19 protein-coding genes are annotated in these 24287 nt (G+C 67.9%); 12 read left to right on the top strand and 7 right to left on the bottom strand.

Translation table 11 applies throughout. From position 1 onward, the window contains the following. Positions 1 to 13: 13 nt before the first annotated feature. On the bottom strand, positions 14 to 2191 hold the full coding sequence (locus tag BMY69_RS00525; RefSeq protein WP_090174949.1) for a glycoside hydrolase family 3 N-terminal domain-containing protein: 2178 nt from the start codon (positions 2189 to 2191) through the stop codon (positions 14 to 16). Positions 2192 to 2355: 164 nt separating this feature from the next. Next, positions 2356 to 3165: a BUD32 family EKC/KEOPS complex subunit gene (locus BMY69_RS00520; RefSeq protein ID WP_090174948.1), complete on the bottom strand. Its 810-nt coding sequence runs from the start codon at positions 3163 to 3165 to the stop codon at positions 2356 to 2358. A gap of 330 nt (positions 3166 to 3495) precedes the next feature. Between BMY69_RS00520 and BMY69_RS00515 the strand changes: the two genes are divergently transcribed. The 6 genes from BMY69_RS00515 (at position 3496) to BMY69_RS00490 (ending at position 13799) form a co-directional block, all read left to right on the top strand. Further along, entirely contained in the window at positions 3496 to 4260 is a 765-nt protein-coding gene (locus BMY69_RS00515; protein ID WP_090174947.1) for an ABC transporter ATP-binding protein, read from the top strand. 38 nt (positions 4261 to 4298) lie between these two features. Beyond that, on the top strand, positions 4299 to 6650 hold the full coding sequence (locus tag BMY69_RS00510) for an ABC transporter permease (protein WP_177191032.1): 2352 nt from the start codon (positions 4299 to 4301) through the stop codon (positions 6648 to 6650). A gap of 37 nt (positions 6651 to 6687) precedes the next feature. After that, positions 6688 to 8067: a sigma-54-dependent transcriptional regulator gene (locus BMY69_RS00505; protein WP_090174945.1), complete on the top strand. Its 1380-nt coding sequence runs from the start codon at positions 6688 to 6690 to the stop codon at positions 8065 to 8067. Between the two features lie 7 nt (positions 8068 to 8074). Continuing rightward, on the top strand, positions 8075 to 9421 hold the full coding sequence (locus tag BMY69_RS00500) for a sensor histidine kinase (protein ID WP_177191031.1): 1347 nt from the start codon (positions 8075 to 8077) through the stop codon (positions 9419 to 9421). A gap of 498 nt (positions 9422 to 9919) precedes the next feature. Continuing rightward, positions 9920 to 12613 (top strand): class III lanthionine synthetase LanKC, encoded by a 2694-nt coding sequence (lanKC, locus tag BMY69_RS00495; protein ID WP_090174943.1) that lies wholly within the window; start codon positions 9920 to 9922, stop codon positions 12611 to 12613. 163 nt (positions 12614 to 12776) lie between these two features. Further along, positions 12777 to 13799 (top strand): L,D-transpeptidase, encoded by a 1023-nt coding sequence (locus BMY69_RS00490; RefSeq protein WP_090174942.1) that lies wholly within the window; start codon positions 12777 to 12779, stop codon positions 13797 to 13799. A 43-nt stretch (positions 13800 to 13842) separates the two neighbouring features. Here BMY69_RS00490 and BMY69_RS00485 read toward each other — a convergent pair whose 3' ends face one another. After that, positions 13843 to 14745, bottom strand: coding sequence for a LysR family transcriptional regulator (locus BMY69_RS00485; protein WP_090174941.1), 903 nt, complete (start codon positions 14743 to 14745; stop codon positions 13843 to 13845). Positions 14746 to 14978: 233 nt separating this feature from the next. Here BMY69_RS00485 and BMY69_RS00480 point away from each other — a divergent pair, with 233 nt between their 5' ends. Then, on the top strand, positions 14979 to 16817 hold the full coding sequence (locus tag BMY69_RS00480) for a tetratricopeptide repeat protein (RefSeq protein WP_090174940.1): 1839 nt from the start codon (positions 14979 to 14981) through the stop codon (positions 16815 to 16817). Between the two features lie 13 nt (positions 16818 to 16830). Here the strand turns inward: BMY69_RS00480 and BMY69_RS00475 are convergent, their stop codons facing one another. Together BMY69_RS00475 and BMY69_RS00470 are read right to left on the bottom strand one after the other, a co-directional pair. Then, complete coding sequence (locus tag BMY69_RS00475) at positions 16831 to 17595, bottom strand: SDR family oxidoreductase (RefSeq protein WP_090174939.1); 765 nt, start codon at positions 17593 to 17595, stop codon at positions 16831 to 16833. A 90-nt stretch (positions 17596 to 17685) separates the two neighbouring features. Then, positions 17686 to 18588, bottom strand: a complete 903-nt coding sequence (locus tag BMY69_RS00470; RefSeq protein WP_090174938.1) for a hypothetical protein — start codon at positions 18586 to 18588, stop codon at positions 17686 to 17688. 261 nt (positions 18589 to 18849) lie between these two features. Between BMY69_RS00470 and BMY69_RS00465 the strand changes: the two genes are divergently transcribed. The 4 genes from BMY69_RS00465 (at position 18850) to BMY69_RS00455 (ending at position 21328) form a co-directional block, all read left to right on the top strand. Beyond that, positions 18850 to 19206 carry a carboxypeptidase-like regulatory domain-containing protein gene (locus BMY69_RS00465; protein WP_090174937.1) on the top strand — a complete coding sequence of 119 codons (357 nt, stop codon included), beginning with the start codon at positions 18850 to 18852 and terminating at the stop codon, positions 19204 to 19206. Between the two features lie 60 nt (positions 19207 to 19266). Continuing rightward, positions 19267 to 20535, top strand: coding sequence for a flavin monoamine oxidase family protein (locus BMY69_RS00460; RefSeq protein WP_090174936.1), 1269 nt, complete (start codon positions 19267 to 19269; stop codon positions 20533 to 20535). A 73-nt stretch (positions 20536 to 20608) separates the two neighbouring features. Further along, positions 20609 to 20767 (top strand): hypothetical protein, encoded by a 159-nt coding sequence (locus BMY69_RS19475; RefSeq protein WP_175472906.1) that lies wholly within the window; start codon positions 20609 to 20611, stop codon positions 20765 to 20767. A 9-nt stretch (positions 20768 to 20776) separates the two neighbouring features. Continuing rightward, a complete protein-coding gene (locus tag BMY69_RS00455) occupies positions 20777 to 21328 on the top strand; it encodes a GNAT family N-acetyltransferase (RefSeq protein ID WP_090174935.1) in 552 nt (183 codons plus the stop codon). Here BMY69_RS00455 and BMY69_RS00450 read toward each other — a convergent pair. Both BMY69_RS00450 and BMY69_RS00445 read right to left on the bottom strand, forming a co-directional pair. Beyond that, on the bottom strand, positions 21325 to 22212 hold the full coding sequence (locus BMY69_RS00450) for an alpha/beta fold hydrolase (protein WP_090174934.1): 888 nt from the start codon (positions 22210 to 22212) through the stop codon (positions 21325 to 21327). The two genes, BMY69_RS00455 and BMY69_RS00450, sit on opposite strands and share 4 nt — an antisense overlap. Positions 22213 to 22264: 52 nt before the next feature. Beyond that, positions 22265 to 23197, bottom strand: coding sequence for a PNPOx family protein (locus tag BMY69_RS00445; RefSeq protein ID WP_090174933.1), 933 nt, complete (start codon positions 23195 to 23197; stop codon positions 22265 to 22267). 163 nt (positions 23198 to 23360) lie between these two features. Between BMY69_RS00445 and BMY69_RS00440 the strand changes: the two genes are divergently transcribed. Further along, positions 23361 to 24260: a LysR family transcriptional regulator gene (locus tag BMY69_RS00440; RefSeq protein WP_090174932.1), complete on the top strand. Its 900-nt coding sequence runs from the start codon at positions 23361 to 23363 to the stop codon at positions 24258 to 24260. Positions 24261 to 24287: the final 27 nt, after the last annotated feature.

The raw sequence follows: 24287 nt of genomic DNA, 5'->3' as shown, positions 1-24287 counted from the left end.
GCGGGCGAAGCCGTCAGGAATCGCGGAGCACGAAGCGCGCGCTTTCGCCGGAAGCCGATGAGCCCGCAATCCAGACGTCGAACTCGCCCGGCTCGGCGTCGAAGGTGGTGCCGTCGCGGTGGGTGAACGCGAGGTCCCGTCGCGTGAGTTCGAACGACACGTCTTCCGACTCTCCCGGTGCGAGCATGATCTTCCGGAACGCCTTCAGTTCACGCACCGGCCGGACGCGACTGGCGACGCGGTCGTGGATGTAGAGCTGCACCACCTCTTCGCCGGCGACCTTGCCGGTGTTCGTCACGGTCGTGGAGACGGCGATGGTCTCGTTCCAGCCGATGCTGGCCTGTACCTCCGGTGCCGTGTACGCGAACGTCGTGTAGCTCAGGCCGTGCCCGAACGGGTACAGGGCGTCGAAGGTGATCTCGCGGTACCGCGACTTGAACGCCGGCGGTTGGTCGGCCAGTTCGGGACGACCGGTACGCGGGTGGTTGTAGAAATAGGGCTGCTGGCCGGCGTCCTGCGGGAAGCTGACGGGCAGGCGCGCCGCCGGGTTGTAGTCGCCGAAAACCACGTCGGCGATGGCCGGACCGGTCTGGCTACCGAGGAACCACGTGACGAGGATCGCGCTGGCGTCGCGCACCTTGCCCGTAAGCGCCAGCGCGCGGCCGTTCTTCAGCAGCACGACGACTGGCGTACCGGCCCCGATCACGGCGTCCGCGAGCGCCTGCTGCGCAGGCGGCACGATGATCTGCGTGCGCGACTGCGCTTCGCCGGAATAATTCTGCGGCTCGCCGATGGCGAGCAGCACGACATCCGCGCGGCGCGCCGCGGCGACGGCGGCCTCGATGCCGCCTTCGATCGCCGCCTCGATACCGGAGCCGGCGACCACCTCGATCGAGGCGTCGTCGCCGAGCGCGTCGCGGATGCCCGTCTCGATGTTCACGTGACGACGGGCATCGCCGAAGAGCGTCCAGCATCCTTCGAGGTTGTCGATGTCGGCACCGAACGGCCCGATCAGTGCGATCTTCGTCCCCGATTTGCTCAGCGGCAGCACGCCGTCGTTCTTCAGCATCACGATCGAACGGCGCGCGCCGTCGCGCGCCAGTGCCGCATGCGCCCCGTTCGTCGACGTGTCGGCCTCGACGGCGGGGTCGAGCGAGCGGTAGGGATTGTCGAACAGCCCGATCGCATCCTTTACCGAAAGGACGCGGCGGACACCTTCGTCGAGCACGTCCATCGGAACCTCGCCCGAGGCGACGAGGTCGCCCAGGTGGTCGGCGTAGAAGCCGCTCTGCATGCTCATGTCGACGCCGGCGAGGAAGGCGAGGCGCGTGGCGTCGCGCTCGTCGGCGGCGAAGCCGTGCGCGATCAGCTCCATGTCGGCCGTGTAATCGGATACCACGAGGCCCTTGAATCCCCACTCGCCGCGGAGGATGTCGGTCATCAGCTCACGATTCGCCGACGCGGGCACGCCGTTGATGTCGTTGAAGGCGCTCATGAAGGTGAGCGCACCGGCATCGAGCGCCGCCTTGAAGGGCGGAAGGTGCACGTCGCGCAGGGTCTGCGGCGCGATGTCGACCGCGTTGTATTCCATGCCGCCAGCCACGGCGCCGTAGGCGGCGAAATGCTTCGGCGTGGCGAGCAGCGCGTCGGACGCCTTGAGATCCGGGCCCTGGAAACCGCGCACGCGCGCGGCCGCGAACGCCGATCCCAGCACCACGTCTTCACCCGCGGCTTCCGCGACGCGGCCCCAGCGCTGATCGCGCGCGATGTCGACGGCGGGCGCGAACGTCCAGTGGACGCCCGCCGCGGTGGCTTCGATCGCGGTCGCGCGCGCGGTGCGCTCCGCGAGGTCCGGCTCGAACGACGCCGCCTCTCCCAGGGGAATGGGGAACACGGTACGCATGCCATGGATCACGTCGGCGCCAAACAGCAGCGGAATGCCGAGACGGCTCTCCTCCACCGCCACGCGCTGTGCTTCGCGACCTTCGGCGGCGCCCACGCCGTTGAACAGCGCACCCACGCGCCCGGCCCGCACCTGGTCGAGCACTTCGGCGGCGCCCTTCGCGTTGACCTCCGGATTGATGTCGGGCGCGAAGGGACGCACCGCATCGGCGAATACCCCCAGCTGTCCGATCTTTTCCTCGACGGTCATGCGGGCGATCAGGTCTTCGATGCGGGGGTTACGTTTCATGGGTAAGGCCTTGGGGACGGGATGACGCGGCGGCGGCGCGTCAGGCGGGCAAGGATACCGGCATCCGCACGTGAAGTGGGCACGTAAATGGCGTTACACGTAAACGATTACGGCCTTGGGCCGCAATGACTTCACGCACGTGAAATCGTGAGCCTCCGGAACGGTCAGATGGCGGCCTGGCGCACGGCGTCGACAACCGCGATCAGGACGTCGCAGTCCCCGTCGCTCAGGACATCCAGCAGCAGGGCGGCGATGGCCACGCTGGCGAATCCTTTGCGCATCGCGCCGACGGCAGCTCCGAGAACGCCCATCCGGCGGCCCAACAGGCGGCCGGTGCGTTCGAGAAACCCTAGCCGTCCGGCGATCCGTTGGACCTCGCGCGCCACCTGTGGCTCGACCTCGTGGGCTTCGTCGCGGATGAGGCCGATGAGCACGTCCATCCGACCGGTGTAGTAGATGCCGACGCCGGTGGTGAACATCACCCAGTCACGGGCCTGCGCCTGCGCGAGGCTCATGATTTCGCTGGGATCTTCCTCGAAATCGATGAAGCCGACACCCTGGTCGCCCACGGTGATGTTGCGCGCGAAGGCCTGGCCGTGATAGCCGCCCCGGCGGTGCAGCCTGCCGATCGCGTGCGCCGTCTGCCGGACAAGCATGTCGGCGTCGTTGGCGCTCTCGAGGCGCTTCAGGCGATGCGCCAGCGTCGGCCCCATGTCGCTGAGGATGAGGCTGCGCGGGCCCTCTCCGAGGATCCGGGGCACGGGAGCGCCACACGCACGCAGGGCTTCGAGGCGGCGCGCCTCGACTTCCTTCGCACGTTCGCCCACGTGACGCGGCGGCGATCGCAGCGCGTCGAGCCCGAGGCGACGGGCGAGACCATTCCAGAGCCGGACCAGTGCGGGGCGAAGCCAGCCGTCGGGGTCGTAGCGCTTCAGCCAGGCGGCGCTGCCGCCAAGGGACAAACGTTGAACCATGAGAGATCTCCGTGCGTCGGTACCTCGCCGCGGCGCCCCCGCTCGCGGTCCGGTTCCGACACGTCGAAACACCGCGCCGATCGAGGCGCGTTCCTCCCCATCAGCGAATTGTAAGGCGCGTCGCACTTTCTAGCGATACCGGACCTAGGATCAGCTTTCGTCACGGTTAGAATCTAGTTAAACCATGCGCCCCCGACCGCAGGGTTTTCCAATCGCTGTGTCTTTTCGGCAGCTTTGACCTTTAATTCGCCCGAAACGTGGTGCGCCCCGCGACACGCGTGAACGGCGGCGCTAGGCTTCATGCGAATCGCTCCCGAAGTGAGTGCGCCCATGCAAGCCCCGGATCGGCCCGTGATCGTCGAGATGAGAGGGGTCGGCAAGGTCTTCCAGACCGGGTCGGTCGAGACGCACGTGCTTACCGACATCCATCTCTCCGTGCGCGCTGGAGAATTCGTGGCGATCGGCGGCCCGTCCGGATGCGGCAAGACCACGCTGCTGTCGCTCATGGGACTCCTCGACGTGCCTTCCTACGGCGATTTCCGTTTCGCGGGCGAATCCATGCGCGGGCTCGGCCGAGCGGAGCGTTCGCGGCTGCGCAACCAGCACATCGGATTCGTGTTCCAGTCGTTCAACCTGATCGACGACCTCACCGTGGCCGACAACGTCGCGTTGCCCTTGGCCTACCGCAAGGACATCGGCTGGCGCGAGCGCACGAGGATGGTCGCGAGCGCGCTGGCCAGCGTGGACATGGCCCATCGCATGCGACACTTCCCCACGCAGCTGTCGGGCGGGCAGCAGCAGCGGGTCGCGGTCGCGCGGGCGCTCGTGGGCGATCCAGCCATCCTGCTGGCCGACGAACCGACGGGAAACCTGGATCTGCGCAATGGCGAGATCGTCATGGGCCTGCTCGCCCGCCAGCACGCCGCCGGCCGGACCGTCTGCATGGTGACGCACGACGACCGTTTCGCCGCGATGGCCGAACGTACGATCCGCCTCCTCGACGGCCGCGTCGTCGACGAGTCGACGTTCCAGCAGCTGCGCAGCGAGTCCGAGTCGGGACTGGAAGCCCTGCGCGCCGGCGATACGCTGTGGTGACATGGGCGACCGAGGTCGCAAGAGCGGGTGGTGCGCTCTTGCGCCAGCCCGCCTTCCTTGCGCTCGCTTCGGTCACTCTCTCCCTGGGCGTCGCCGCGTTGCTCGGTGCATTCACCTTGCTCGACGCGCTGTTCGTCCGCCCGCTCCCGTGGCCCAACCACGAGCGCGTCGTCATCTTCGGCGGGCGAACCGCGGGCGACCCGATGCGCGCGATCTCGCCACGACTCTACGCGGCCATCGCGCCTTCGCCCCTGTTGAAGTCGCATGGTCTTGCCTACATGCCCGAGCCGGTCAACGCGACATGGAACGGCCGTGACGAACTGCTGCGCGCCCAGCGCGTCGACGCGGGATTCCTCGATACCCTGGGGGTGCGTGCCGATGCCGGTCGTGTTTTTCGCGGCGGGACCGGCAACAGCGAAGTCATGCTCTCGCATGCCTTGTGGAAACGTGGCTTCGGCGGAAGCGGGGGTGCGGTCGGGAGCACGATCGTCGTCGACGGAAGCGCGATGCATGTCGTCGGCGTGCTGCCGCGTGACTACCGCTTCTTCAGCGATGTCGACCTGCTCATCCTGCCGGCCGCACCGCCCGTGGGCAGCGCCACCGCGGAAAACATGACCGCGGTCGGTCTGCTTGGCCCTGGGGTGGGTCCGGACGCCCTGTCGCGCGCCGTCGCCCTGGCCGTGAACCGCGATGCCGCGGCGTTGCACCTCGGTCCGGACGACATGCCGTGGTACGGGGCGACGCCGATCGACGATCTCGTCGCGCGCACCGGACGCGCACCGGTCTGGCCGTTCGTGTTCTGTGCCTGGCTGGTACTCATCCTCGCCGCACTGAACGTAGCGAACCTGATGCTCGTCCGCTCGCTCCGGCGTTCGCCGGAGATAGCCCTCCAGGTCGCGCTCGGGGCGAGCGGGTGGCGCCCCTTCATTCCCGCCTTGACCGAGGGCGCCATGGTCGCGATCGTGGCCACGCTCCTGGGCCTTCCGCTCGGCACGCTGGTCGTCGTCGTGTACCGCCCGTTCCTGCCGGACCTGTGGATCGCCTCCGCGGCGCCGCCCTTTCCCGAAGTTCGCACGGTATGCGCCACCTTCCTCGTCACGGCCGCGATCGCGCTGGTCGCCGCGCTCTGCGTCGCCGCGCGGCGGACGTCGGACGCGATCCTGCGACAGCAACTCGCCGCGAACGGCGCCGGTATCGGCAGCCCTGGCATGCGTCGCGCACGAGCGATGGTGACCCTCTCGCAGTCGGCGCTGGCGACGGTACTTCTGATCCTCGGCGTCGCCACCGTCACCCGATACACGCAACTCGAGGGCCTGCCGCTCGGCTTCGATCAGGCGAACACCGCCGTGGTCGAAGTGCATCCGGACCGGAACCGCTATCCCGAGACGAGGAACGTCATGAGCCTGCTGGATGAGATCAGGCGGAAGGCGACGGGGCTGCCGGGCGTCGCGATGTTCGGGTGGTCCAGCGAACTACCGCTCGGCACGCGCTTCGTCATGCCATTCCGTCGGGGCGACGGCGGCACCGACTACCTGAGGTTCGCGATGGTGACGCCGGGTGCCGCCAAGGCGCTCGGGTTCCAGAAGGTCGCCGGGCGCTGGTTCGACGAGGGTGACGTCGCCGGCGCGCCGGCGGTGGCGATCGTCAACCGCGCCTATCTCGAGAAGATCGACGGGCGAGGACTCGGCGCGGACCTGCGTCAGGCCGGGTCGGCGACCGGAACGGCCCGGATCGTCGGCGTCCTCGCCGATACCCGGCGATCGGAGAGCAGCGACGCCATGGACGGCGAGCCCCTGGTGGTGATGCCTATCGCCCAGGTGACGGCGTCATACGGCGCGGTGCGAAATCTCCTGCCCATCTACGCGGTCCTGCGCGGGCCCGGAGCGCGCATCGCGGCGCACGAAGCGTTCACCGATCTGGTGCGTGGCATCGCCCCCGGGCTTGCGCTCGGCCATGTACGCCCCCTCGACCGGATAGCCAGACTTGCGAACGCGGCTGCGCGACGCGATGCGGTCCTGTTCGCCACGCTCGCCGCGTTCGCGGTGTCGCTCGCCTGCGTCGGCCATTATTCGGTACAGGCTTTCGAGGTAGCCGCGGGAACGCGCACTCTCGCGATTCGTAGCGCGCTCGGCGCAACGCCCGCGGCTCTCGTGACACTGATCGTACGCCACGCGCTCGGCAACGCGGTGCCCGGCGTCGCGCTGGGCCTGCTGGGCGTTCTCGTACTCCGTCACTGGCTGTCGCCGACGCACGCCGGCGCGCAGGCCGTCGATGGTTCCGATGCCGCCACGGGTGCGGCGATCATGATTCTCTTCACGACGCTCGCCGTCCTCGGGCCGGCGCTTCGCGCGGCATCGATCGACCCGTGGCGCGCGTTTCGCCGCGAGTGACGCGCCGTGGCGTCACAACGTCCAGATGAGGTGTGCCATGAAGTTCGATGCCCACGCTGCGGGCGCCGCCGTGCTCGTCGTCGACGACCACCCCGATGTTCGGCTGGCCATGCGCATCCTGCTCCGCGCCGAGGGGATTCGCTCGGTCGAAGTCGACTCGCCGGCGGGCGCGATGAACGCGATCGCTCGTGAAGACTTCGGGTGCGCGCTCGTCGACCTGAACTATGCCGCGGACACGACCTCGGGGCACGAGGGCCTGGAACTCGTCACGCGCATGCGCCACGAAGCGCCGGATGTACCGTTGATCGCGATGACCGGCTGGGGGAGCGTCGACCTCGCGGTTCGCGCCATGAAGCTCGGCGCCGCCGACTTCGTCGAAAAGCCGTGGAATAACGCAAGGCTGGTCCACTCGGTCCGTAGCCAGATCGCGCTGCGGACGATGCGGGACGAAAACCGGCGCCTGCGTGAAGAAACGGCGCTCGCACGACAGGCGGGAGACATTCTTCGGGCTTGCGAATCCTCGGCCATGCGCCGGGTGGTGGAGCTCATCGACCGCATCGCCCGTGGTGACGCCCATGTGCTCATCAGCGGGGAGAACGGTACCGGCAAATCGCTGTTCGCGCGCGAGATCCACGCGCGCTCGCCGCGTGCGGAGGAGCCGGTCATCCGCGTGGACATGAGCAGCCTGCCGGAGTCGCGCTTCGCGGACGAGATGTTCGGCGAGGAGGGTCCCGTGTCGCGGCCCGGGCGCTTCGAACTGGCGAACGGCGGCACGCTGATCATGGAAGAAATCGGCAGCATCCAGCCTTCGCAACAGGCGAAGCTGCTGCGCGTCCTGGAGGAGGGCGAGCTCGAGCGTGGCGGCACCATGCGCACACGGCGTGTCGACGTACGCGTGATCTCCACCACGAACATGGACCTCGAGGCGGCCATACGCAGCGAGCGTTTCCGGAGGGACCTCCTCTACCGCCTGAATGCGATGCAGGTGAGATTGCCGCCGCTTCGCGAGCGCTCGGACGACATCGTGCCGCTCGCGCGCCACTTTCTGCTCTACGAGTGCCGGCGGCGGTCGCGCTCGGCCATGTCGTTCGCGCCATCGGCGGAGCGCGCGCTGCGCGGGTACGACTGGCCCGGCAACGTCCGCGAGCTCGAGCACGCGGTCGAGCGCGCGGTGCTCCTCGCGGCGGGAGACGAGATCGACGCCGATTCGCTCGGCCTGCACCGTCCGTCCGGCACCCCGCTGCTGCTCGACACGCTGACCCTGCCGGAAGCGGAGGACCTGCTGATCCGGCAGGCGCTGGCCCGTCATGGCCGGAATCTGCAGAGGGCCGCCGACGACCTCGGCATCTCGCGGCAAGCGCTGTACCGCCGTCTCGAGAAGCAGCGATCGCGTGGCACCTTCGAGTCCGTCGATTGAGGTCTCCATGACGCAGGACGCCAGCGGCATCGCACTCGTGGATGGACGCCTCGTCCGGCTCGGCGCGGCCGCATGGATCGGTGCGAGTCTGGCGCCGACGACGATCGCCGGCGCGACGCTGGTACTCATCGACAACCTCGGCTGGACGGATCGGCTACTCATCTTCTGCCTCGGCATGGGGGCGACGCTCCTGCTTGGCTGGATCGCGACGAACCGCATGCTCGGCACACTCACCACGGTGTCCGACCTGCTCGCCGCGATGAGCGAGGGAGACCTGGGCATCCGCGGTCGCGTACGGCCCGGCTACGACCCGCTGCAGCAACTGGTGCGCGACGTGAACCGTCTCGGCGACGAGCTGCGGGACGGGCGCCGCAAGCGCACGGAGGCATCGCGGTTCCTCGGTAAGACGCTGATCGCCTTGCAGGATCCGATCTTCGTGGTCGACGACCAGAACAGGTTGCGCCTCATCAATCCGGCGGCGCGTCGCCTGATCGGCGCGGAACGCACCTCGGTGGTCGGCCGCGATCTGTCGAGCCTCGCGCTCGGCGAAGCGCTCGAAGCGCCCGACAACGCCGTGATCTCCGGTCGCTTTCCCGGGGGGCATGGGCGCTGGGCGATCCGTCGCGCATCATGGCGCAGTAACGGGCGCGATCACCGGCTGATCATGTTGCGCGACCTCAGCGTCACGCTGGGTGAGGAAGAGCGCCGCGCATGGCAACGACTGATTCGCGTGCTGAGCCACGAACTCAACAACTCGCTCGGTCCCATCGGCTCACTCGCAGGAAGTCTTGCCTCGCTGCTCGGACCGGAGCTCGACGCGGCCGAGGAGATGCGTCTGGGCCTCGAGGCGATCGGACGCCGGGCCGATTCCCTCGGTCGCTTCCTTTCGGGCTATGGGAAGCTGGCAAGACTTCCGCCCCTGCGCCCATCCATCTTCCGGCTGGACCTGTCGCTGCTGCGCCTCGCGGTCCTGGAGCGCCGTCTACGCATCGTGGTCGAGGGGACGGCGCCTGTCACGATCCACGGCGACGAGGACCAGCTCGCCCAGGCGTTCATCAACCTGCTGCGCAACGCGGTGGAGGCGGCGCTCCCCCTGGGCGGCGGCGTCCGCCTCGACTGGTCGGCGGACGAACGCTTCGTCTGCGTCGTGATCGAAGACGACGGACCCGGGCTCCCGGATAGCGATGCCCTGTTCGTGCCGTTCTTCACCACGAAGGCGGAAGGCTCGGGTATCGGACTCAGCCTGGTACGGCTCATCGTCGAGTCGCATGCGGGCAGCGTGGATCTCGTTCCGCGCCGGGACGGCCGTGGCGCCATAGCGAGCGTCCGTCTTCCACTCGAACCCTTGCGATGACATCCGCGGCTGTCCGGAAGTGGACGGGTGCGTCCGCTTCCGGACGACCGTCTGACCGGATTCGATACGGTCGGCACAAAAACATCACGCGCCAGGCATCGATCGACGCGCAAACCGCAGTCAGGGTGTTGTCTGCCCGTTCCTGGCGGTCCTAGATTCTGCCCGCGCCCGCACCTTCCGCAGGCGTACGTTTCCAAACCAGCAACGGAGGCACGATGGAGCGGATACTCGATTTACAACGCCTGGAAGCGGACATGGGACAGGCGGACGAAACTGCGACGAACTACAGCAGCTGCAGCAACCGAGGCTGCTCGGCCGCCAACGCGGACGGATTCGAAGAGTAGGGGACGCGCCACGACGCGCGGGAAGCGTGATGTCGTCCGCTGTGGGTAGCGGCGGCGGCATCGACGGAAGACGGGAGGCGAAGGCGGTGGATGGGGCGGAGTCCTCGTCCGCCGCCGGGTTCCGGTCACAACACCAGGGGACGATTCGGCAGCCATGGAGCGACGCACCGAGCTTTTGCAGTACACGGCGGTAGATCGGGAATTCTTCGAACCCTTCGCACGACGCGATGTCGATACCGCCGACTTCATTGAACCCGTAAGACGCATCGTTCCCGGCACATGGACCTTCCACAGGTCGGGCATCTGGATGCAGTGCACACCACCGGGCGCCTGTCTGCCCACCCAGGGATGGAAAATCCACATCTCCAGCGTCGCTTCGACGGCCCGCATCGTGCTCGCCATCGCCGCGGCCACGCTGGTCGCCTCGGGAACGGCATTCAAGTTCGCCGCGGACTCACGCATGCACGCGGCCGTCAACGGCAAGCGCTGGCCGCGCGGCGGCTCGGGCAAGTTCATCACGGTGTACCCGCGCGGCGTGGAAGACTTCCGGCGCGTGATCGAAGACCTGCACGAAGCCTTGTCCGGCTATGCGGGGCCCTATGTGCTCAGCGACCGGCGCTACCGCGACTCGCGGGTGCTCTACTACCGCTACGGTGGGATCGCCGGTGAGCATCGCACCCTCGCGGATGGACGGCGCGAGTGGCTCTTGCGCCGGCCCGACGGCGCGATGGAGCCCGACGAGCGCAAGCCGCACTTCCACCTGCCCGAGTGGCTGCGCGACCCCTTTCCTCGCGACGACGATGCGAAGGGCATCCGCGGCGCGCACCTCGCGGGCGGCCGCTATCGGATACGCCGCGCTCTGACCTTCTCTTCCGCGGGCGGCGTCTACCTGGGCGACGATCTTGACGAAGGCCGGCCCATCGTCATCAAGGAGGCGCGGCCGTATGTCGGCGGTGGCGAAACCGCCACCGCGACGTTGCGCAAGGAGTTCCGTCTGCTTCGTCGCCTCGCGCCGTTGCACGTGGCGCCGCTCCCCGTCGCGCACTTCCAGGACTGGGAGCACAGTTATCTCGTCCAGGAGTACATCGAGGGCGATACGTTACGCAGCTGGCTCGCGCGCCGGTACCCGTGGCTGAAGACGCGCGCCGGGCGCAAGGACGTACTTGCCTACCTCGACGACGTCGTGCGGGTTTTCACGCGCATGGCGCAGGCGGTGGAGCGCGTGCATGCGGCGGGTGTGTCGCTGGGCGACCTGTCGTTCCACAACTGCATCGTCATGCGGGATGGCGACATCCGCCTCATCGACATGGAGGCGGCGGTCGAAGATGGGCTCGATATGCCCCTGGACGTGCGGACGCCTGGCTTCGCATCGCCGCGCCCCCGGCGTGAAGAACCGGTGGACACCCGCGCCGAGGACGCATACGCGTTCGGCTCGAACCTGCTCGCGGCGATGATGCCCATGAACGCGATGCTGCCGCTCGACCGCGACGCGGCGCTGCGTTTCACGCGCACGATGTGCCGCGACATGGGCTATCCGATGGTGTTCGTCGAGACCATCGACGCGCTGTTGTCGAGCGACCCCGCGCGGCGTCCGTCGCCGACGGCGGCGATGGCCACGTTGCGCGAGGCGGTCGAAGCGCTTCACCGCGATGACGGGCCGTTGCCTGCGCGCCCCGCGACACATCCCGGCGGCATGGACCCGGCCGGCGAGCTCTTCGCGTTCATCGACGCGATGGCGTCCGTGGCACGTCCGGACCGCTTCGTTCCCGCCGGTCCCGAAGTATTCGAGAGCCACCCGTGGGGCGTCGCGCACGGTGCCGCCGGCGTTCTCCATGCCTACATGCGCGGCGGCCGCCGTGCGCCAGAGGGTTTGCTTTCTTATGTCCTCGCCGGTGCGCGCAGCAAGCGGGACCGCGGGTCGAGCCTGATGTATGGCGACGCCGGCATCGCCTGGGTGCTGTTGGACGCCGGCGAGCGGGAAGTGGCGTTGACGTTGCTTAGGGCTCCGCTCGACGAGGCTATCCGGGCGCGAGCCGGGCTCTACGACGGCATGGCGGGGTGGGGCCTGGCGCGGCTGAAGGCCTGGTACGAGACGGGCGATCACGATTTCCTCGATGCGGCCATCGACGTGGGCGAAACGCTGTTGCACGACGCCGGTTACGACCGGGGTGGAGACGGCACGCTGCACTGGGATTCGTCCCGGCCACAGCCGGTCGGACTGGGGCATGGCGCCTCGGGGGTCGCGCTCTTCCTTCTTCACCTGCATGTCGCGGCGGGCGCGAACGCGCGCTTCCTCCGCGCGGCGCGGGAAGCGCTGGCATTCGACATCGCGCAACGCCGCGCGAATCCCGATGGCGATCCCAGCTGGCCGAAGCAGGTCGATGGGGTGACGCTGTACCCGTACCTCCGGCATGGCACGGCGGGTGTGGCGGCCGTCGCCGCGCGATTCCACGCGGTGACCGGCGAGCAGCGCTACCTCGATATGACGAAGGAAATGCAGCGTGACCTCATGCGACGGCACGCGATTTCGCCCGGCATGGCCGAAGGCCTCGCTGGCATCGGCGAGGTCCTGCTCGACCTCGCCATGCTGTTCCCGGATGGTGAGGAGGCCTATGTCGCCGCGGCCCGCCAGGTGGCAGGGGGCATCGAGCCGTTCCTCGTCCGGCGTGCCCAGGGGCTCGCGGTGCCTGGCACCGAACTGCTCCGCCTGAGTTGCGACCTCGCCACCGGCAATGCCGGCGTGGCCGCCTTCTTCGATCGACTGCGGCGTGGCGCCTCCGCGTCGTTCATGCTCGACGAACACCTCCCGATGGTCCACGTGCATCGTCAGGTCCACGCGGCCGCCTGACACGCGATGGCGCTTCCCTAGGCGTCGTCGCGCAAGACGGCTCCCACCGGCGCCGGTGCCGGTGGGAGCGGGACGAAGCGCGTGGACAATCGACGGCACGAACGTACTCGCACGCGTCCGCCGATGCGGCTAACCTGCGGCGCATCGGGGATCTGGAGTCGTTATGAAACGCTTGCTCATCGGCATCGCGCTGTCCGTCGCGCTCGCCTCGGCCGCTCAGGCCGCCGTACCCATCTGGGGCTCCCTCCAGTCGAGTCCGGCGGATACGCCGCCATCCGCGCTCAAGCCCGGGCAATGGATCTGGGGCGCCCGCGACAAGTCGCCTGGTCCGATGGCGGTGATCGTCAGCCTCACCGAGCAGCGCGCGTACGTGTATCGCAACGGCATCCTGATCGGCGTCAGCACGGTGAGCACCGGCAAGAAGGGGCACGAAACACCGACCGGCGTCTTCTCCATCCTGCAGAAGGACAAGGATCACCACTCGAAGAAGTACGACAACGCGCCCATGCCCTATCAGGAGCGCCTCACCTGGGATGGTGTGGCGTTGCACGCCGGTGGATTGCCGGGGTATCCGGAGTCGCATGGCTGCGTGCACATGCCGACGGAGTTCGCGCGCCTCCTGTTCGACACCACGAACATGGGCATGACGGTCGTCGTGGCCGAGGAAGGAACGGCGCCGGTATCCGTGGTGCATCCCAGCGCCGTCATTCCGATCGACCCGCGCAACGGCGCCGATCTCGCGCTGGCGCCGCTGGCGGATGGGCAGCCCTATCGATGGACGCCCGATGCGTCGCCGAGCGGTCCGATCTCCATGGTCCTGAGTGTCGCGGACGGCACCGTGATCGTGATGCGCAACGGCATCGAGATCGGACGCAGCCGCGTGCAGGTCACCGACCCACTGGTGGGCACGCACGCCTTCATCGTCGCCGCGGGCTTCATGCCGGAACGGAACGGCCTGCGCATGCCGAACTGGATCACCATCGGCATTCCCGGCCACGGTGACGAAGCCGGCAAGGTCGTCAGCGAGGCGCTGGTCGATCGCGTCGCCGTGCCACGCGAATTCATGGAGAAGGTGCTGCCCTTCCTTACCCCGGGTTCCGTCCTCCTCGCGACCGACGAGAGCATGCAGCCCGAATCGACGGGCCCGAAGGTCAAGGTCCTCGACTCGAACCCGCCGGGCGTCTGAGCGAGCATTCGTCTGGCCGCGCATTCGGCAAGGAAGCCGATCGTCAGAACTCGAAACCGTCGTCGCCGATGGCCTCGACGAGATACGAGACGAATGACGCGATGCGCGCCGAGATGGCGGTGTTGCGGTAATACACCGCGTTGATCGGCTGACGGTGCTCGGACCAGTGTTTCTCCAGCACGGGTACCAGTGCGCCCGATGCGCGATCGGCGCGTGTCATGAAATCGGAAAGGCAGACGATGCCGTTCCCTTCCAGGGCGAGATGCCGGAGCGTCTCGCCGCTGGACGAACTCAGCGTCGGCCGGATGTGCACGTTCTGCCCCTTCTGGTCGAGCACGGGCCAGTGGTTCAGCGAGTCCGGCTCGGTGAAGCCGAGCAGCGAATGCTTCGCGAGGTCGGCGACCTTGCGGGGCGTGCCCGCCTTCGCGAGATACGCCGGGCTGGCCAGGCAGCGCACGCGGCTCGTGGCGATGGGTCGCGCGTGCAGCGTGGAATCCCTCAGGCGCCCGATCCTCAGCGCGACGTCGGTGCGACGTTCGAGGAGGTCGATGTAGCCCTCGCTGCTGTGCAGCTCCAGCTCGACATCCGGGTATCTCGCGCGATAGCCCGCGACCAGCGGCACGACGACGTGGAGCATGAGGGGCGACGCGGCATCCACACGCAGTCGCCCGGCGGGACGACTGCGACGCGACGCCATCTGTTCCTCGGCGCCTTCCACGGCCGCGACGATTTCTCGCGCACGCTCCAGGAACGCCTCGCCCTCCTCGGTCAGCTCGAGACGGCGCGTCGTGCGTCGGAGCAGCGTGGTGGACAGTTTCTGTTCGAGCCGACCGAGGGTGCGGCTCGCGGCGGAGACGGTCTGGTCGAGTTGCTGCGCGGCGGCGGTGATCGATCCTGTGTCGACCACGGCGATGAAGTTCTGGATCTCGTCGAGCGTGATGTTCATCGTTGCCGCCTGCGTAAGGATGAATCGCTTATACGAGGCTTTTCGGGCAAAGGTAAAGCGGTGCGCCGAGACTTGCGCAAGAGAGCGCCGGAAACGTGCAATTCGCGTAAAGGTATGACGCGCGTCCCCCTTTATTGGTGCTAGGGTGGTTGCCCGCGACCGTCAGGGCCGGTCGCCCACGTCCGGCTTCCACCCCGTGTGGATGCCGACATCGGTGCAGGGAGCGCCAGCCCATGGGAACGACGCGCGTGACGATCCAGGCCGCCCCGGTTCCGGCATTCCGGTACCGCGTCTTCGTCAGCTACAGCCATCAGGACGACGGCTGGGCGCGTTGGCCGCACCGCGCGCTGGAGAGTTACGCGGTGCCGAGGAGGATGATCGGCCGTCCCACTGCGTTCGGACCGGTACCGCGAAAGCTTTGGCCTACCTTTCGCGTGAGCGACGAGCTGGGGCGCCGGGACGTACAGCGCCGGACGCGTCGTGCCGTCGCACTCGCCGTCGTCGCCGCCGGCGTCATGGCGATCACGAGCGCGCTCGCGGTGCAGGCTTGGCTCGCGCGGCACGCCGCCGAGCGTCGGCAGAAAGAGGCCGAGGATCTCGTCGCGTTCATGCTGGGCGACCTCAACGACAAGCTCGCACAGGTCGCGCGCCTCGACGTCATGGCCGCCGTCGACGATCGGGCGATCCGCTATTTCCAGGCGCAGCCTGCCGACGAGCTGAGCGCGCACTCGCTCGCCCAGCGCGTGAGCGCGCTGGAAAAGATCGGCAGCGTGCGGCTCGACCAGGGCCAGCCTGGCGACGCGCTCGCCTCGTACCAGGCCGCGCTGCCCCTGGCGGCGCGACTCGCGGGCAACAGGCCGCAGGATGCGGCCAGCCAGGCCGCGTTCGCGGAAGTGCATGGGTTCATCGGCATCGTCCACTGGCGGCAGGGCCGTCTCGACGACGCGCAGACGAGTTACGCCGCCGCGCAGGCGATCCTGCGACGCGCGCTCGAGCAGACGCCCGACGATCCCGCGCTCACGTTCCAGCTGGCCCTGGTGGACAACCACATCGGGCACGTCATGGAGATGCGTGGCCAGCTCGACGATGCCGATAAGCAGTACCGGCGCATGCTCGTGCTGATGCGGCGCCTCGTCGACCTGCAGCCGGCGAACGGCGAATGGGCCGAATCGCTCGGCATCGCGTACAACAACCTCGGCAAGCTCGCGTTGATGCGTGGCGACCTCGGGGACGCCGTCGCCAAGTACTCGCTCGACGAGCGCCTGCAGACCCGGCTATCGCTTGCCGACCCGAAGAACATCGACCGCCGCGGCAACCTGATCAGCGTCCAGGCGATCCTCGGTCGCACGCAGGCGCTCGCGGGCGACGTCGCATCCGGAATGGAGCGCCTGCAGCACGCCGTGGACGAAGCGACGGAACTGGCCGCGCTCGACCCCAGCAACGCCGACCTGCAGGAGCAGATCGCCTTGTATGGGACCCAACTGGCGCGGCTCCGCCGTCTTTCCGGCGACCTGCTCGCGGCGATCCGTCTGACCACGAAAGCCGAGTCGATCTTCCTCCGGCTGACGCGACAGGATCCGTCCAACGCCGCCTGGCAGCGGGAGTACGCGGAGACGCTTGTCGAGCGCTCGGCGCAGTGGCGCGCACTCGGCGATGCCGCCGCGGCGCGACAGCAGGCCCAGGCGGCGCTGCGCCTGCTGACTCCCCTTCGCACGAAGCAGCCCGACGACCGGGCGACGGTGCTGGCCATGGCTTCCGCGCGACTGGTGCAGGCCAACGCCTCGGCCGACCCGGGCACCGCGCATGCGCTGCGCGTCGACGCCTTCCGCGACACCGCCAACGCGAAGAGGGAGAAGGACGACCCGCGCCTGCTCGCGTTGCGCGCCGAAGCGCTGCTGGCGCTGGAGCGCAAGGACGACGCGGCGCCGCTGATCGAGCGACTGCGCGCCGGGGGATACCGCGACGCGGCGTTGCTCGCGGTGTTGCGGGATCACCGTGTCGATTACCCGGCCGACGAACCGCCTGTCCGCCAGGTGGCCACCGCGGACGGTGGAGCGTTGGGATCGCGATGAACGACGCGGTGACCTACCAGTCCACGCGGGCGAACTCGGACTGCGACAGCCAGGCCTGGAACCCGAGTTCGCCTCGCCTCGCGCCGTCGCAGGGCAACAACACGCGTTCCTTCACCCGCGCGCCGAAGTACGGGGCGTCTTCGATGGTGCGTACGTCGCACGGCGCTTCCATGATCGTGACGAAACGACGAATCAGGTCGGACAGGCGTTCCCGCTCCGGTCCGCCGATCTCCACCGAACCAAGGAGGGGATCGCCCGACGCGAGTTCCGCGATCACGGCCGCCACATCGGCGGCGGCCACCGGTTCGATCCACGCGGGCGCGAGTTCGACGATCTGCTCGCGCTCGGCCGACACGACGATCGCCACGAGAAACTCGTAGAACTGCGTCGCATGCACGATCGAGAAAGGAACGCCCGACTTGCGGATCCGCTCGTCCTGATAGCGCTTTCCGCGAAAGTAGATGCTGTCGTCGATGCGTTCGGTGCCGACGACCGAAATGGCGATGTGATGACCGACGCCGTTGATCCGCTCGGCCTCCAGGATGTTGTCGATGCCCTTCCGGAAGAAGTCGAACGTTTCTTGCGTGGTGTACGACGATGCGTTGGTCGCGTCGATGACCACGTCCGCACCTGCCAGCGCATCGACCAGGCCTTCGCCGGTGCCGATGTCCACACCCGTCGATCGCGACGCGACCGTCACGTCGTGACCCTCGCGACGCAGACGGTCCACCACATGGTGTCCCACCACACCCTTGCCACCCAGGACGACGATGTTCATGCCTACCTCGCAACGATGACCGGCGACGCGGAACGGCCGCCGGCATTCGATGCTATGCCGCCCGCGGAAGGCGCGATAGGCACGGCCGGGTCAAGGGGATGTTTCCCTGGAGGCACCAGTCGTCCGCGGATGTTCGCTCAGCCAGAACGCGAGATTGCGGACGTAGCGGTGCGTCGAGCGGAGCGCCTCGGGAAACGCGAGCATCTTGTCGCCGGGTGCCTCCGAGACGAACGACGGGCAACCCGCCTGCACGTCCCAGTTGTAGTCGGCGAAGTGGTGGAAGGTGGACTGCGCGATGGCACGGCCGCCCTCGTTCGATGCCTCGAAGGCGACGGCGACGTTGAAGTCGCGGCCGGTGGTCTGGCTCTTTCCGCGCAGGATCACGCGAGCGGACGGGTCGTCCGGCGGCGCGCCGACGGCGCCTTCGTGAGGATGCGCGGGGAGGAAACGGATCACGCCCGTCTCGGATTCCGGATCGGCCAGTACCGCGTGCGCCGGGCCTTCGACGAACACGTCCTGATAGTCGCCGTTGGCGCCCGAGTGGTAATTGGGCCACGAGATATAGGTGGTTTCGCGATCGTCGATGCAATGCCGGCTCGGATCCGGCTCCGGGTTTTGCGAGTGGAAGTGGTGCGCCGCGCCGACCCCACCGAGCGTGCAGACGGAGCTGCCGAGGTCCATGTGATCGCGTGTGACCATCAGCGCTCCGCCTCTGCGGCGGAACCGGCTGATGCCCTCGCAATCGTTGGCCGTGAGGCCGTGCCCGGTATCGACCGCGAAAAGCCAGAGCTGGTCGACATCCGACTCGTGCAGGCGCGACAGAACGCTGTCGTCTTGCGGCAGCGGATCGCGATTCCGGGCCGTGACGCGAAAAGCGACCTCGCCCGTTTCGTCCTGGAGACCCTCGAGATGGGCCTTCAGCAGGCTGAACCGTTCAATCGCCCAGTCGTTGTCGTCGTGTTCGATGGTCGTCTGCAGCAGTATGTTCTTCATGATTCCTACCTCGCGCGTCCACCGATCCTACCCCTTCGGACCCCCGAGTATTGGTTCATTGTGTGAAACACGGTCTGGGGGACGCCACCCGGTCGCTTCGAACCGAGGATCGCTTCCCTGGACGCACCATTCGCGGCCGTCCCGCCGCCGCATTCGTATCGTTTTGTAACAAAGCTCCAGACGAGGCCGATCCCGCTTTCCCGCGGCGTCCTCATCGCTTAGATTGCCGTGCGGGCAGCAAACGATGCATAGGGGGAACACATGAACCACATACTTTCGACGAACGGCATGCGCCGCGTGGCGCTCGTCGCCGCCGTCGCCGTGGGAGCGGCGATCTGCGCGCCGGTGCAGGCCCAGTCGACCGCTGGCACCATCGGCGGTCACGGTCCGGCGGGGGCGAAGGTCGTGGCGGTGAGCAGCGCGGGGTTGCACCGCGACACCACGATCGACAAGAAGGGTCGTTATCGCCTGGGCAACCTGCCCATGGGGACGTACACCGTCACGCTCGACAAGGACGGCACGACGGTGGATACACGCAAGAACATCCCGATCCGTGTCGGTGCCAACAGCCAGATCGACTTCGCTTGCGAGAACGACGTGTGCGAGGCCGGCGGCTGATCACGCGGCGTCGATGACTCCCGCGCCACGATAGTCTCGTGGCGTCCGGGAGATCATCGGGTGACAGGCAAGACGTTCGATGTCGACGTGGCGATCGTCGGCGGCGGTGCCGCCGGCATCGGCGCGGCACGTCGCCTTTCCGGGCAGGGTCTGACGGTGTGGTTGCTCGAAGCGTCGCAGCGCCTCGGCGGCCGCGCGTGGACACGCCATGTCGATGGCATGGCCCTCGACATGGGTTGCGGCTGGCTGCATACGGCCGACCGCAACGCGTGGCGGCCCATCGCCGAGGACCTGGGCTGGGAGATCGACCACCGCCCCGCGGCGTGGGACAAACCCCAGCCGCATCCACGGTTCTCCGCCAGCGAACAGGCCGAGGCCCATGCGGCGTTCCGTGCCTGGCACGATCGGCTCATGGCATCGCCGCCGGCGTCGGACAAGGCGTCCGACGCGCTCGCCGACGACGGACGCTGGAACGGTTACCTGCAGGCGATGAGCGGATACATCAGCGGGGCACCGCTCGAGCGCATCTCCGCGGCCGACTACAATGCCTACGAGCGCGCGGCGACCGAGAACAACTGGCGGGTTCCACGTGGATACGGCACCCTGGTCGCGGCGAGCCTGCCTCAGGACGTGGCGTGTCGCCTGGCGACACCGGTCGAGGCTATCTCGCTCGGCGCGCGGGGCGTCACGCTGTCGACGCCGTCCGGCGCCGTGCGTTGCCGCGCCGCGATTCTGACGATGTCGACCAACGTCCTGACCGGCGACACCCCGCGGCTTCCCGACGCGCTCGACCCATGGCGACACGCGGCCTCGCACCTTCCCCTCGGCTGCGACGAGAAGCTGTTCCTGCGCATCGATGGCGACATCGACCTGCCGACGGAAACCGCCCTGATCGCCGATCCCCACGACCCGGACAGTCCGGTGTTCTACCTGCGCCCGCTCGACCGTCCGGTGATCGAAACCTTCCTTGGCGGCCGGAGCGCATGGCGCGTATCGGCCGAGGGCGAAGCCGCGACATTCGACGCTCTTCTCGGGATGCTGGAGGGCCTGCTCGGCAGCGACGCGCGCCGTCACCTGCGCCCCCTGGTCGCCTCGTCGTGGAGCAGCGAGACCTACGTACGTGGCTCCTACAGCCACGCGCTGCCGACTCATGCCGGCGAGCGCGCCGTTCTGGCCGCGCCATTCGAGGACACGCTGTTCTTCGCGGGAGAGGCGACGCATGCCGCGTCGTTCTCCACCGCCCATGGCGCACTCGAGACCGGCACACGCGCCGCGGACGAGGTTCTCGACCGATTGCTGCATCGACGGGCCGGACCGGGCGCCCGCTGACATCGTGCGAATCTTCACCGAACCCGCATCGGGCGGGTGCTCCACTCGGTGCATCGAGACACGGAGACACGACATGGCCAAGCACGACCCACGCGTGACGCACCAGGCGGAGCCCGACGAGACACCGAGCGACGTGGGCGCGTCCGTGCTCGGGCGGCTCGCGGCGGTCGGTCTCGCGGTGCTGGTCGTCGTCGCCGTGCTGGTACTGGCGATCTACTTCGTCGCGAAGTAACGTTTCCGCATGACCAGAACCGCGCGTCTCCAACTGCGGCCCGTGGCCTCCGGCGACGCGGCATGCGTGTTCGCCATCTACGGCGACCCGGCAACCAACACGTTCAACCCCGCGGGCCCGTTGCCCGACCAGGCGACGGCCGATCATGTCCTGGACACCTGGCTGGCCTGCTGGCGGAATCATGGTTTCGGCCCCTGGGCGGTCTCGACCAACGACGAGCCTGCGCACGTCATCGGGTTCGGCGGCCTGTCGCATTACGACTACGGCGGCGTCAACCGCATCAACCTTGGCTACCGCTTCGCTGTCGAGGCGTGGGGGAGGGGATACGCGACGGAAGTCGCGCGTGTGGCCCTGGAAAACGCCTTCGGCGCGCTCCGGCTCGACGACGTCTATGCGCTCGTCAGGCCGGACCACGCCGCATCGATCCGCGTGCTCGAGAAGGTCGGCATGCGCCGTTTCGGCACGCTCGACGATGCGCCGCCGCTTGCCGAAAGCCTCGTCTTCGTCGCGGCCCGGGCGGCATTCCACCCGGGCTCGACGTCCTCGCGGACGGCATCCTAAGCGAGCTTGCGATCCAGGAAATCCCTGATCATCGGAATCACCTCGTCACCGCGGTCCTCGAGGACGAAGTGGCCGGTCGGGATGAGGTGGAACTCCAGGTCCTTCAGGTCGCGCTTGTACGGGTGCGCACCATCGGCGGGGAAGATGACATCGCGCTCCCCCCACACCAGCAGCGACGGCGGCTGGTGCTCGCGCAGCAGACGCTGCACCTCGGGATACAGCGGCACGTTCTTCCGGTAGTCGTACATCACGTCCATCTGGATGTCCTCGTTACCCGGCCGGTCGAGCAGCGCCTGGTCGTGGATCCAGTTGTCGGGCGAGATGCGCTCCTTGTCGTCGACGCCGTCGGTGTACTGAAAGATCGTGGTTTCGAGCGACACGAGGTTGCGGATCGCGTCGCGACTCTCCTTCGAGCCGTCGGCCCAGTACTTCTTGATCGGATCCCAGAAACCCTTCAGCCCCTCCTCGTAGGCGTTGCCGTTCTGGATCACGAGCGCGGTCAGCTTCTCAGGATTCTTCAGGAACAACTGCCAGCCCACCGGCGCGCCATAGTCCATGACGTACATCGCATAACGCTCGACCTCGAGGTGCGCGAGCAGCTTGCGGACGAGGTTGCCGAAGTTCTCGAACGTGTAATCGAACGTCGATCGATCCGGCGTGCCGCTTTCACCGTAGCCCGGGTAGTCCGGCGCGATCACGTGATAACGGTCCGCGAGGGCCGGGATCAGGTTGCGGAACATGTGCGACGACGTCGGGAAGCCATGCAGCAGGAGCATCACGGGACCGTCGGCGGGGCCGGCTTCGCGCCAGGCGACCTTGACGCCGTCGATATCGACGTGGCGATGGAACGTGACGGGGAGTTTCTTCAGGTTCGTGGTGCTCATGGCGGTTTCTCCGTGTGCTTTGAGGGTGTGCGCGAGGTTCGTAGAGAGATGGTCAGGGTGCCGAGCTATGCGGGTTGAACGGCGACGCGTCGAGGTATTCCCACTCCGCGCGTGGCATCGCGTCGCGAAGCACCCACCGATCGACGTGGAACTCGAGGAACCGTCCGGTGCCGCCGGTTTCGTTCGCGGCGTCCGGACCGTCCCACCGCACGGACGCCCGTCCAGTCAGTTGCAACAACCGGCCGCCGGCGAAGTCGGGGATCGCGAGGCCGGCGCGCGGGTCGACGCCGAGGTTGCCGAGCGTGTTGAAGAGGCTGTTGCCCACGAAATCGGGTATGCGCAGCGTCGCCTCATCCACGACGCGCACGAATCCGGCGTCGCCACCGCGATGCGACACGTCCGCGCCGTGTTCGGCATGCTGGCTCGCGATGAAAAGGGTGTCGGCGGCATCGACGACATCGCGGACGCTGCCACGGAGCACACGGCCCGAAGCCGCCTGCGGGGCCGCTGCGACATCGGCGAACCCACGCAGTTCGCGTCGCTGGATGTATTTCGGGCAGTTGGGAAACGCTTCGTGCACGGCCATCTCGATCCCTTCGTCGTCGACGCGAAGCACGGTGCCGTTGACGCGATACCGGCGACGCGTGCCGAGTTCGATGAACAACATGGCCAGGTCGTTGCCCGGAGCGACACCGCTCCAGATCGGATCCATCGGGTCACGCGCCTGAGCGGCCAGAGTCAGGTGGATGGATCGACCGTCGAGGGTTTTCGCGAAGCCCGGCTGGCCATACAGCACCGAGGCCCAGACCTTTCCGGATGCGTCGACGTTCCCGACGATCACCATGAACTGCTGCGCGATGAAGGGTCTTGCACCGGCTACCACGGAATTGGCCACGATGGCCCGGTTGCGCATCGCGATGGCGGACTCACCGGCCCGTTCCTGCGCCGAGCGTTCACCGGGGTGGAAGGAGAAGGAATCGTTCATGGCCGTCGTTTCGCCTGGAATGGGTTCATTCTGGCCAGCGGCCCGAGCGGGCGGAACGTGGCGAGGCGTAATTGACTCTTTCGCCCTGCGGAACGATGCCGCCAGCTACCTCTCGCCGTCGCCTTGCGAAATAATCGGACCGTCGCCCGTCCGGAACCGCACGATGGATCAGCTCCACCTCATGAAAGTCTTCGTGGGCGTCGGCGAGGAAGAGAGCTTCGCCGCGGCATCGCGACGCCTCGACCTGTCGCCCGCCGCCGTGACGCGCGCCATCGCGTCGCTGGAAGAGCACCTCGGCGTCAAGCTGCTGGCACGCACCACGCGAAGCGTGCGCCTCACCGACGCGGGCCGGCGCTACCTCGACGACAGCCGCAACATCCTGGCCAGCATCGCCGAAGCCAACGAGGCCGTCGCCGGCGTCAACGCCACGCCCAGGGGGAATCTCGCCATCACGGCACCGGTGCTGTTCGGCAAGGCGTACGTCATGCCGTGCATCGTTCGTTACCTGAAGGACTTTCCCGAGGTCGACATCGCCGCGTACTTCCTGGATCGCGTCGTCAACATCGTGGACGAGGGCATGGACGTGGCGATCCGCATCGGGCCGCTGCCCGACTCCGGCCTGCGCGCCACCCAGGTGGGACGCACACGTCGCGTGCTATGCGCGTCGCCGGAGTACCTGGCGCGCCACGGCACGCCCGACCATCCCGCCGACCTGCTTCGCCACACCATCGTCGCCGCGAGCGGCGTCTCGCCCCGTGTGGACTGGAAGTTCGGCACCGCCGACGACCCGACGATGGTGCACATGCATCCGCGACTCACCGTCACCAGCAACGACGCGGCCATCACCGCCGCGGTCGCCGGCCTCGGCATCGCACGCCTGTTGTCCTACCAGGTCGCCGCGGAGCTGGAGGAGGGGCGGCTGGTCGTCGTGCTGGCGGAGTACGAGGAAGCCCCCTGGCCGATCCACGTGCTCCATCGGGAGAGCAAGTTCGGGTCGATCAAGGTTCGCCAGTTCATCGACCGGCTGGTCGAATACCTGCGCGCCCATCCACACCTGCACTAGCCGGCACGCGATCCGGTCAGACTTGGC

It is taken from the genome of Luteibacter sp. UNC138MFCol5.1, assembly GCF_900110505.1.
Taxonomy (GTDB): domain Bacteria; phylum Pseudomonadota; class Gammaproteobacteria; order Xanthomonadales; family Rhodanobacteraceae; genus Luteibacter.
The sequence above is the reverse complement of the archived record's forward strand: the minus strand, read 5'-3'. Positions and strand labels throughout refer to the sequence as shown.